General features: G+C 66.2%; 12 protein-coding genes. 3 read left to right on the top strand and 9 right to left on the bottom strand.

All coding sequences use genetic code 11. The features are described 5' to 3' along the window. The 5 genes from Q0L94_RS14270 to Q0L94_RS14250 form a co-directional block, all read right to left on the bottom strand. The coding region (locus tag Q0L94_RS14270) for a cache domain-containing protein (protein WP_296754407.1) at positions 1 to 656 on the bottom strand (656 nt) is incomplete at its 3' end. Between the two features lie 2 nt (positions 657 to 658). After that, on the bottom strand, positions 659 to 1,234 hold the full coding sequence (ruvA, locus tag Q0L94_RS14265) for a Holliday junction branch migration protein RuvA (protein WP_296754405.1): 576 nt from the start codon (positions 1,232 to 1,234) through the stop codon (positions 659 to 661). A 65-nt stretch (positions 1,235 to 1,299) separates the two neighbouring features. Further along, a complete protein-coding gene (gene ruvC, locus Q0L94_RS14260) occupies positions 1,300 to 1,860 on the bottom strand; it encodes a crossover junction endodeoxyribonuclease RuvC (RefSeq protein WP_296754413.1) in 561 nt (186 codons plus the stop codon). Next, positions 1,860 to 2,231, bottom strand: coding sequence for a four helix bundle protein (locus Q0L94_RS14255; RefSeq protein ID WP_296754402.1), 372 nt, complete (start codon positions 2,229 to 2,231; stop codon positions 1,860 to 1,862). The genes ruvC and Q0L94_RS14255 overlap by 1 nt, the downstream gene beginning before the upstream one ends. A 30-nt stretch (positions 2,232 to 2,261) precedes the next feature. Next, on the bottom strand, positions 2,262 to 2,993 hold the full coding sequence (locus Q0L94_RS14250; protein ID WP_296754400.1) for a YebC/PmpR family DNA-binding transcriptional regulator: 732 nt from the start codon (positions 2,991 to 2,993) through the stop codon (positions 2,262 to 2,264). 41 nt (positions 2,994 to 3,034) lie between these two features. On the opposite strand from Q0L94_RS14250, the gene Q0L94_RS14245 reads away from it, so the two are divergent. Continuing rightward, a complete protein-coding gene (locus Q0L94_RS14245) occupies positions 3,035 to 4,030 on the top strand; it encodes an ROK family protein (protein WP_296754398.1) in 996 nt (331 codons plus the stop codon). 7 nt (positions 4,031 to 4,037) lie between these two features. On the opposite strand, the gene Q0L94_RS14240 is transcribed toward Q0L94_RS14245, so the two are convergent. Further along, entirely contained in the window at positions 4,038 to 5,342 is a 1,305-nt protein-coding gene (locus Q0L94_RS14240) for an NAD(P)/FAD-dependent oxidoreductase (RefSeq protein WP_296754396.1), read from the bottom strand. A gap of 143 nt (positions 5,343 to 5,485) precedes the next feature. Here Q0L94_RS14240 and Q0L94_RS14235 point away from each other — a divergent pair, with 143 nt between their 5' ends. Next, on the top strand, positions 5,486 to 7,000 hold the full coding sequence (locus Q0L94_RS14235) for a helicase HerA-like domain-containing protein (protein WP_296754395.1): 1,515 nt from the start codon (positions 5,486 to 5,488) through the stop codon (positions 6,998 to 7,000). Positions 7,001 to 7,005: 5 nt separating this feature from the next. Here Q0L94_RS14235 and trpC read toward each other — a convergent pair whose 3' ends face one another. Genes trpC through Q0L94_RS14220 form a run of 3 tightly spaced genes read right to left on the bottom strand, consistent with a single transcriptional unit; the run spans position 7,006 to position 9,400 of the window. Continuing rightward, positions 7,006 to 7,797 (bottom strand): indole-3-glycerol phosphate synthase TrpC, encoded by a 792-nt coding sequence (trpC, locus tag Q0L94_RS14230; protein WP_296754410.1) that lies wholly within the window; start codon positions 7,795 to 7,797, stop codon positions 7,006 to 7,008. Between the two features lie 5 nt (positions 7,798 to 7,802). Continuing rightward, the gene (gene trpD, locus Q0L94_RS14225; RefSeq protein WP_296754392.1) at positions 7,803 to 8,834 is read right to left on the bottom strand and encodes an anthranilate phosphoribosyltransferase; all 1,032 of its coding nucleotides are present in this window, start codon (positions 8,832 to 8,834) and stop codon (positions 7,803 to 7,805) included. Continuing rightward, positions 8,831 to 9,400, bottom strand: coding sequence for an aminodeoxychorismate/anthranilate synthase component II (locus Q0L94_RS14220; RefSeq protein ID WP_296754389.1), 570 nt, complete (start codon positions 9,398 to 9,400; stop codon positions 8,831 to 8,833). The genes trpD and Q0L94_RS14220 overlap by 4 nt, the downstream gene beginning before the upstream one ends. A 278-nt stretch (positions 9,401 to 9,678) precedes the next feature. Here Q0L94_RS14220 and Q0L94_RS14215 point away from each other — a divergent pair. Then, positions 9,679 to 9,873: iron-sulfur cluster assembly protein (locus Q0L94_RS14215; protein WP_296754387.1), on the top strand; the 195-nt coding region annotated here is incomplete at its 3' end.

The raw sequence follows: 9,873 nt of genomic DNA, 5'->3' as shown, positions 1-9,873 counted from the left end.
ACCGCCCCCTGCAGGCTGCCGCTGCTGACCACCGGCTCGCCGGCCGCATCGATGAGGGCGATGGCATGGCCGGGCTGGGTGGAGTCGTCGACGATGCGCTGCAGTTGCGCCAGCCGCACGCTCAAGAACACCTGGCCCAGCACCTCGCCGCCCGCCTCGCGCACCGGCGCGCTCAAATCGACATGCTCCAGCCCGGCCACGTCGCGGTGAATCAGTACCCGGTTCGGCACGTTCGAGCCGTGCTGAAGCAGGTCGCGCTGGCAACTCGGCCCCACGCGCAGCAGGCTGGCATCGCCATAGACCTCGCCCTGCGGACTCACGATCGCCAGCCCCAGGATGTTGGGCAGCAGGTGCTGCCGCGACATCGCCCATTGCTGCTTGTCCTCGGTTGAGCCGACCAGCATCAGATCGAGCAGTTGCGGATCGCTGGCCAGATTGTCGGCCACTTCGCGGTAGTAATTCCAGCGCCGCATCACGCTGGTGCGGGCCTGCGCGGCCTCCACCTTCAGCAGATGCCATTCGGCGGCACTGTTCGTGCGCAGGCTGAACAGCAGGCTCAACGCCATGCCCGCCGCAAACAAGCCGACCACGCCAGCCAGCAGCCAGATGAAACGCTTGCGCAGCGACACCAGCGCGGGACTGGCATTGGGCGCCATGTTCAGGCGCGCGACAAGGCGCGCAGCGCCTGCCGGATCGCCTCGCCCACCGGCAGATCGGGCGGCAGCTGACGCACGGCTTCGGTGGTCTCGCGTTCGTTATAGCCCAGTGCCAGCAAGGCCTGGCGCACGTCGTCCGACACGCCGGCGGGCGCCGTGCTGGCGATCGCGCCGGCAAACACCGGTTTGCCCTTGAGTTCGAGCAGCAGGCGTTCGGCGGTTTTCTTGCCGATGCCGGGCACCTTGACGAGGCGGCCGACTTCCTGCGCCGCAATCGCCGCCGACAGGTCGTTGACCGACAGCCCGGACAGCACCGACAGCGCGGTCTTGGCGCCGATGCCGGAGACTTTCAGCAGTTCGCGAAACGCCGCGCGCTCGATCTCGCTGCCGAAGCCATACAGCAGATGCGCGTCCTCGCGGATCGCCAGGTGGGTGAGCAGGCTGACTTTTTCGCCCAGCGCAGGCAGGGTGTAGAACGTGCTCATCGGCACGTCGATTTCGTAGCCGACGCCGTTCACGTCCACCAGCACCTGCGGCGGATGTTTGGCGGCAAGCGTGCCGGTGATGCGACCGATCATCAATTTTCTCCAGATGGCCGCTGAAGTCGTCGGCAGCCCAGACTATACATTGCCATCGGCAGGGCTCAGACCAGCCGCCCGCCCTTCACGCGATAGCCTGCGGTGGACTGCGCGCCGAGGCGGCTGCCGTGCGCGTGGGCGATGGCGCAGGCAAGCGCGTCGGCGGCGTCGGCCTTGGGCGCAACCGGCAAACCCAGCAGGCGCTTGACCATTTCCTGCACCTGCTCCTTGGCGGCCTTGCCGTGGCCGACTACTGCCTGCTTGATCTGCAGCGCGGTGTATTCCGCGACGATCAGTTCGTTCGACACCGCCGCGCAGATTGCCGCGCCGCGTGCCTGGCCGAGCAGCAGCGTGGACTGCGGGTTGACGTTGACGAAGACGATTTCCACCGCGCAGGTGTCGGGCTGCCAGGTGGCGATCACCTCGTTGATGCCGGCAAACAGCACCCCCAGCCGCTGCGGCAGGCTGCCCTCCCCGCTCTTGATCACACCGCTGGCAACATAGGCCAGCTTCTGGCCGGTCTGCTCGATCACGCCGAAGCCGGTGAGCCTCAGGCCGGGGTCGATGCCGAGGATGCGTGAGGCGTGAGGCGTGAGGCGTGAGGCGTCAGAGGGCGCGGCAGGCATCATGACCTGCCTTCGTTCTGAAGCGAGTTCAGGAGCCCGCCCAGCAATCCGAAGACGCGGTCGATCTGGTTTTCAAGGTCCGGCTGCTCCAGCGTGAACGCCAGATCCTTCGCCAACAGAAACTGCGTATCGAGTTCGCTTAGCGAACCGCGAGCGATGACCAAGAACTGAATGAATTCCTTATTCGTTTGCCGCGCCGCGCCTTCGGCAATATTGCTCGGCACCGAGATCGCTGCCCGGCGCATCTGGGAGATCAGTCCGAATTTCTCCTCGGCGGGAAAAACGCGCGTTACTTCGTAGACGTGCTTGACCAGCAACATTGCCTGCTGCCACAGCACCAGGTCGTAGTGCTTGCGTCCCGCACGCCTCACGCCTCACGCCTCACGTTTTTTCCGCACGCCTCACTCAGGAAGCACCGCATTGGTGTAGACCTCCTGCACGTCGTCCAGAGAATCGAGCGCGTCGAGAATTTTCTGCATTTTCACCGCGTCGTCGCCGGCGAGTTCGGTCTCGGCTTCGGGGCGCATGGTGATCTCGGCCACCGCTGGCTTGAAGCCGGCCTTCTCCAGCGCCTCCTTCACCGCCTCGAAGGCCTTGGGATCAGGCGAGGTCAACACCTCGATCGAGCCGTCGTCGTTGGGGATGACGTCGTCGGCGCCGGCTTCGAGCGCGGCGTCCATCACCGCTTCCTCGCTGGCGCCCGGTTCCAGGATGATCTGGCCGCAGTGTTTGAACTGGAACGCCACGCAGCCGTCGGTGCCCATGTTGCCGCCGTGCTTGACGAAGGCATGGCGCACGTCGGCGACGGTGCGAACCTTGTTGTCGGTGAGACAGTCGACCATCACCGCGACGCCGCCGATACCGTAGCCCTCGTAGCGCGCTTCCTCGTAGTTGACGCCTTCGAGCTGGCCGGTGCCGCGCTTGATCGCATTCTCGATGTTGTCCTTCGGCAGCGACTCGGCCTTGCCCTTGTCGATCGCCAGCCGCAGGCGCGGGTTCATCGCCGGATCGCCGCCGCCCATTTTGGCGGCCACGGTGATTTCCTTGATAAGCTTGGTGAATATCTTGCCGCGCTTGGCATCCTGGCGGCCCTTGCGGTGCTGGATGTTGGCCCACTTCGAATGTCCTGCCATGTCGATTCCAACGCAAATTAAGTAGCCGGAGATTTTACACCGTGGCTCCCCCTCTACGTTTCGGCGTCGACCTCGGCGGCAGCAAAATCGAACTGATCGCGCTCGACGCCGGCGGCCGCGAACGCCTGCGTCGCCGCGTGCCGACGCCGCAGAACGACTACCTCGCCACCGTCGCCGCCGTCGCCGCGCTGCTGCACCAGGCCGAATTCGATCTCGGGCAGACCGGCAGCATCGGCATCGGCACCCCCGGCGCCATCTCGCCCGCCAGCGGCCTGATGAAGAACTGCAATTCGACCTGCCTCAACGGAAAACCCCTGCAGGAAGACCTCGAACGCGCGCTGAATCGAAACGTGCGGCTCGCCAACGACGCCGACTGCTTCGCCCTGTCGGAAGCCATCGATGGCTCAGCCGCCGGCGCCGAGACGGTGTTCGGCGTCATCCTCGGCACCGGCGTCGGCGGCGGCGTGGTGGTGCGCGGCCAGCCGCTCAAGGGCGCCAACGCCATTGCCGGCGAATGGGGTCACTCGCCCCTGCCCTACTTCCAGTTCGCCCACACCCAGGCTGACCGCGCCTCCACCGGACAGCACCCCGCCACCGGCGAGGACATCCTGCACCCGTGGCCGAGCCCGCGCGAGCTCGACGCCGCGCCCGCCTGCTACTGCGGCAAGAAAGGCTGCATCGAAACCTGGCTGTCCGGCCCGGCGCTGGCCGCCGACCACGTGCGCTACGGCGGCGAGGACCTGCCGGCGAGCGAAATCGTGCAACTGGCGAACGCCGGCTACGGCCCCTGCAGTGCCACGCTGGCGCGCTACGAGGAACGCCTCGCACGCGCACTCGCCGGCGTGATCAACCTGATCGACCCTGATGTAATTGTCTTGGGCGGCGGGCTATCCAACATCGCCCGCCTGTACGACAGCGTGCCGCGGCTGTGGCCGCGTTACGTGTTTTCCGACCGCGTCGACACCAGGCTGGTGCCGCCGCAGCACGGCGACTCCAGCGGCGTGCGCGGCGCGGCGTGGCTGTGGAACGAAGATTGAACGAAGCTCAGTGCAGCTTGATGCGCGCCCGCGTCGGTGTGCTGATGAAGTGGGCGTAGGTCGTGAGCGAGGTCTTGAACCAGCCGTGCAGCGCGATCTCGTGCATCTTGTGCAGCGACCAGTACACCAGCCGCGCCATCGCGCCTTCGATCATGATGCTGCGGCCGGTGAGCCCACCCATCAGGTTGCCGACGGGGGAAAAGCGGCCCAGCGCGACCAGCGAGCCGTAATCGCGGTAGACATATTCGGGCAAGGGCTTGCCGCGCAGGCGGCGGCAGACCGACTTCACCAGCATCGACGCCTGCTGGTGCGCCGCCTGCGCGCGCGGCGGGACGAAGCCCTTGCCGTCCGGCATGGGGCAGGCGGCGCAGTCGCCGAAGGCGAAGATGTTGTCGTCGCGCGTGGTCTGCAAGCTGGGGCGCACCACCAGCTGATTGATGCGGTTGGTTTCCAGGCCGTCGATGTCCTTCAGGAAATCCGGCGCCTTGATGCCGGCCGACCACACCATCATGCTGGCGGGAATGTGCTTGCCGTCGGCGGTCAGCATGCCGTCGGCGCGCACTTCGACGATGCGTTCCCGGGTGTGCATTTCCACCCCCAGTTCGGTCAGGCGTTCGGCGGCCGCATTCGACAGGCGCGGCGGCAGCCCCGGCAGGATGCGGTCGGAGGCTTCGACGAGGAGCAGCTTCAGGCTCTTGTCCGGCTCGATGTTGTCCATGCCGTAGGCCGACAGCTCGCGCGTGGTGTCGTGCAGTTCGGCGGCGAGTTCGACTCCGGTGGCGCCGGCACCGACGATGCCGACGGTGAGCTGGCCTGGCGCGACGGCTTCGGTCTGGGTGTTGGCGCGCAGGCAGGCGTTGATGTGGCGGCGATGGAATTCGCGCGCCTGCTCGGGGGTGTCGAGCATGATGCAGTGCTCCTTCACGCCCGGCACGCCGAAGTCGTTGCCGACCGAGCCGACCGCGATGATCAGGGTGTCGTAATGAAAGCTGCGGCGTGGAATGATTTCGACGCCTGCTTCGTCCAACGTCGGTGCGACGCCGATCTCTTGGCGCGCGCGGTCGAGACCGTCCATGCGGCCGAGGCGGAAGGTGAAACCGTGCCAGTGGCCCTGCGCCAGGTATTCCAGCCGTTCGGCGTAGGAATCGAGGCTGCCCGCCGCGACCTCGTACAACAGCGGTTTCCACAGGTGCGAGGGCGAGGCGTCGATCAGCGTGATGTTCGCGCGCTTTTTCCTGCCCAGCCTGTCGCCCAGCCGGGTGGCCAGTTCCAGCCCGCCCGCCCCGCCGCCGACGATGACGATTTCATGCATGCGCTGTTCCACGGCTGCGGCTTTCCCTGTTTTCATCATGCCGCGATGATACCCGGAACATTAGCCGCCACTTTTATACATTGCTTGATTCCGAGCACCGCCGAACTCGCTAGAATTCCCTTATCAATGAATCAGGAACCGCCATGACCGAACCGCTGCTTGTCGCCAGAAACGCCACCGCCGACCTCCATCTGCTGCCGCAGATGGCCAGCCGCCACGGCCTCATCACCGGCGCCACCGGCACCGGCAAGACCGTCACCCTGCAGACGCTGGCGGAGCACTTCTCCAGCATCGGCGTGCCGTGCTTCATGTCGGACGTGAAAGGCGACCTGTCGGGCATCTCGCAGCCCGGCGGCGGCAACGCCAAGGTGGCCGAGCGGGTCGAGTCGCTCAAGCTCGAAGGCTTTGCCTATCAGGGCTATCCGGTCACCTTGTGGGACCCGTTCGGCGAGGCCGGGCATCCGGTGCGCGCCACGGTGTCCGACATGGGGCCGCTGCTGCTGGGGCGCATGCTGGATCTCAACGAAACCCAAAGCGGGGTGCTGAATCTGGTGTTCAAGGTGGCGGACGACAACGGCCTGCTGCTGCTCGACCTGAAGGATCTGCGCTCGATGCTCGCTTTCGTCGGCGACAACGCGAAACAGTTCACCACCGACTACGGCAACGTGTCGCCGGCCTCCATCGGTGCGATCCAGCGCGGCCTGCTGGCACTGGAGTCGCAGGGCGGCGAGGCGATTTTCGGCGAGCCGATGCTCGACATCGCCGACCTGATCCAGACCGACCGCGGACTCGGCGTCGTCAACATCCTGTCGGCCGACCGCCTGATGCAGTCGCCGAAAATGTACGCCACGCTGCTGCTGTGGCTGCTGGCGGAGCTGTTCGAAAACCTGCCCGAAGCGGGCGACCTCGACAAGCCGAAACTGGTCTTCTTCTTCGACGAGGCACACCTGTTGTTTGCCGGCGCGCCGACCGCGCTGGTGGAAAAAATCGAACAGGTGGTGCGGCTGATCCGTTCCAAGGGAGTCGGTGTGTATTTCGTCACCCAGAACCCGGCCGACGTGCCCGACAAGGTGCTGTCGCAGCTCGGCAACCGGGTGCAGCATGCGCTGCGCGCGTTCTCGCCGCGCGACCAGAAAGCGGTCAAGACCGCCGCCGAAACCATGCGCGACAACCCGGCACTGGATGAGGCCGCCGTCATCACCGAACTCGGCGTCGGCGAGGCGCTGGTGTCCATGCTCGACGAGAAAGGCCGTCCCGGCGTGGTCGAACGCGCCTACATCGTGCCGCCGCAGGGGCAGATCGGCCCCATCACCGCGGCGCAGCGCCAGCAACTGATGCAGACCTCGCTGGTCGCCGGCGCCTACGACAAGACGGTTGACCGCGAATCCGCGTACGAAATTCTCAAGACGCGCGCCGAGCAGGCGGCGCAAGCGGCCGCCGCACAGGCGCAGACGGAACAACAGGCCCAATCCGCCAACCGGTCCGCGGCAGGCGGCGGGGGACTGGGCGGCGTGCTGGGAGATATTCTGGGAGGAAGCGGCCGCCGCGAGGGCGCAGTCGAGGCGATGGCAAAATCCGCCGCCCGGTCCATCGGCAGCCAGATCGGCCGCAGCCTCAGCCGCGGCCTGCTCGGCAGCCTGTTCGGCGGCAAGCGCTGACGCGCCTACGCGGCAAACAGGCGCGCGAGTTCGGCGCCCGGATCGGCGGCGCGCATGAACGCCTCGCCCACCAGAAAGCCGTTGACCTGGTGGCTGCGCATGCGCGCGACGTCGGCCGGCGAGAGGATGCCCGATTCAGTGACGACGATGCACTCGCCGCCGATTTGCGGCAGCAGCGCCAGCGTAGTGTCGAGGCTCACCTCGAAGCTGCGCAGGTTGCGGTTGTTGATGCCCTGCAGGGGCGTCTTCAACTGCAGCGCGGCGGCGAGTTCCTCGGCGTCGTGCGACTCCACCAGCACCGCCATCCCCAGTTCGAACGCCAGCGCTTCCAATGCCTGCATCTGCGGCAGTTCCAGCGCAGCGACGATCAGCAGAATGCAGTCCGCCCCCATCGCGCGCGCTTCGTAGACCTGATAAGGGTCGATGATGAAATCCTTGCGCAGCACCGGCAATGAACACGCGGCACGCGCCGCTTTCAGATACGCGGCGCTGCCCTGGAAATAGTCGCGGTCGGTCAGCACCGACAGGCAGGCGGCGCCGCCTGCTTCGTAGCTCGCCGCGATCTCGGCAGGACGGAAGTCGGGGCGGATCACCCCCTTGGAGGGGCTGGCCTTCTTGATTTCGGCGATCACCGCCGGCTTGCCGGCGGCGAGCTTCGCGCGCAGCGCGCCGACGAAATCGCGCGGCGCGGGTGCCGCCAGCGCCTGCGCCCGCATCTCGGCCAGCGGCACGCTGGCGAGCCCGCTGGCGATTTCGCCGCGCTTGGTGGCGAGGATTTTTTCGAGGATGTCGGACATGGCGCTCACGCTTCCCCGCTGCGGTTGGAAAACTCGACCAGTTGCGCGAGTTTCTCGCGCGCCGCGCCGCTCGCGATCGCCTCGCGTGCCCGTTCAATACCCTCGCCCAGCGTAGCGGCGCGGTCGGCGGCGTAGATGGCGGCGCCGGCGTTGAGCAGCACGATGTCGCGCGCCGGCCCCGGCAGACCGTCGAGCACCGCCAGCAGCATGTCCCTGGCCTGGGCTGCGTCCCAGACCTTGAGCACGTCGCTGCTGCACGAGCCGAAGCCGAACTCGCGCGGATGGATCGCGTATTCCGTGACCTCGCCGTCTTTCAGTTCGCCGATCAGGGTTTCACCGGAGAGGGTGATTTCGTCCATGCCGTCGGAGCCGTGCACCACCATGACGTGGCGGCTGCCGAGACGCTGCAGCACGCGCACCAGAATGCCTACCAGATCCGGGTGGAACACCCCCAGCAACTGGTGCGGCGCGCCCGCCGGGTTGGTCAGCGGGCCGAGGATGTTGAACAGGGTGCGTACCCCCAGTTCGCGCCGCGCCGGCGCGGCATGCTTCATGGCGCCGTGGAAATTGGGTGCGAACATGAAGCCGATGCCGATGGCGTCGATGCTTGCCGCCACCTGCTCCGGGGTCAGGTTGAGATTCACCCCCAGCGCTTCCAGCACGTCGGCGCTGCCGCTGGTCGACGACACCGAGCGTCCGCCGTGCTTGGCGACCCGCGCCCCGGCCGCCGCCGCGACGAAGGCTGCGGTGGTGGAAATATTGAAGGTATGCGCAGCGTCGCCGCCGGTGCCGCAGGTGTCGACCAGGTTCGCGCTGTTCTGCGCCGGCACCCTGGCGGCGAACTCGCGCATCACCTGCGCCGCCGCGGCGATCTCGCCGACGGTTTCCTTCTTCACCCTGAGGCCGGTGAGGATGCCGGCGATCTGCACCGGCGTGAGTTCCCCGCTCATGATCTGGCGCATCAGCGACAGCATCTCGTCGTGGAAGATTTCACGCTGCTCGACCAGTCGGGAGAGCGCCTGTTGCGGCGTGATCATCGGATGCCTTTCAGGAAATTCGCCAGCATGGCGTGGCCGTGTTCGGTGAGGATGGATTCGGGATGGAACTGCACCCCCTCGACTGCCAGCGTCTTGTGGCGCACCCCCATGATTTCGCCGTCGTCGGTCCACGCGGTGATGTCGAGGCAGTCCGGCAGGGTTTCGCGCTCGATCACCAGCGAGTGGTAACGGGTGGCGCGGAAGGGATTGGGCAGATCCTTGAACACGCCGGCATCGAGGTGATGAACCATCGATGTCTTGCCATGCATCAGTTCCTTTGCGCGCACGATCCTGCCGCCGAACGCCTGGCCGATGCTCTGATGGCCTAGACAGACGCCGAGAATGGGAATCTCGCCGGCGAATTCCCTGATCAGCGGCACCGACACGCCCGCCTCGTTGGGTGTGCAGGGGCCGGGCGAGACGACGATATGGTCTGGATGCATGGCGGCGATGCCGGCGAGGTCGATTTCGTCGTTGCGGATCACCCTGACGTCCTCGCCCAGCTCGCCGAAATACTGCACCAGGTTGTAGGTGAAACTGTCGTAGTTGTCGATCATCAGCAGCATGCTGCGGCTATCCTTAAAATTCCGTATGGCGCACGCTCCGGACAGCGGATGGGATATCCGTCGAAGCCGGGGCCGCTGGGCGGGAGGCGCGAAAACCGCCATTGTCGCCCAGATCGGGCACGCTATAAACCCTTGGCGGACACGTCGCCGCGACCCGCCCGTCCACCCTGCCGCCCGCAAACGGAGGATTCGCGGAAGCGGTAATTCATAAATTGTTTTCGCCGCCCGCGGGTGCTAAATTAAACATGTATTTTAAATACCTCTTCATGGAGCGTGCGATGCCGCAGCATTCTGCCGTAATCACTACAGAAGACGTTCACGCCGCACTGCGTGGGGTCGACGACCCGGAAGTCGGCATGAACATCGTCGACCTCGGGCTGGTGTATGGCGTGGAGGTCACGCCGACCCGGCTGCACGTCGACCTCACCATGACCTCCCCGGCCTGCCCGATGGGAGAGATGATTCTCGATGAT

It is taken from the genome of Thiobacillus sp., assembly GCF_024708915.1.
This window is presented reverse-complemented; position numbering and strand designations above follow the sequence as displayed.

Coding starts and splice junctions, on each gene's coding strand:
- ruvA (WP_296754405.1), bottom strand. CDS start 1,234: ATGATCGGTCGCATCACCGGCACGCTTGCCGCCAAACATCCGCCGCAG.
- ruvC (WP_296754413.1), bottom strand. CDS start 1,860: ATGCCTGCCGCGCCCTCTGACGCCTCACGCCTCACGCCTCACGCCTCA.
- Q0L94_RS14250 (WP_296754400.1), bottom strand. CDS start 2,993: ATGGCAGGACATTCGAAGTGGGCCAACATCCAGCACCGCAAGGGCCGC.
- Q0L94_RS14240 (WP_296754396.1), bottom strand. CDS start 5,342: ATGCATGAAATCGTCATCGTCGGCGGCGGGGCGGGCGGGCTGGAACTG.
- Q0L94_RS14235 (WP_296754395.1), top strand. CDS start 5,486: ATGACCGAACCGCTGCTTGTCGCCAGAAACGCCACCGCCGACCTCCAT.
- trpC (WP_296754410.1), bottom strand. CDS start 7,797: ATGTCCGACATCCTCGAAAAAATCCTCGCCACCAAGCGCGGCGAAATC.
- trpD (WP_296754392.1), bottom strand. CDS start 8,834: ATGATCACGCCGCAACAGGCGCTCTCCCGACTGGTCGAGCAGCGTGAA.
- Q0L94_RS14220 (WP_296754389.1), bottom strand. CDS start 9,400: ATGCTGCTGATGATCGACAACTACGACAGTTTCACCTACAACCTGGTG.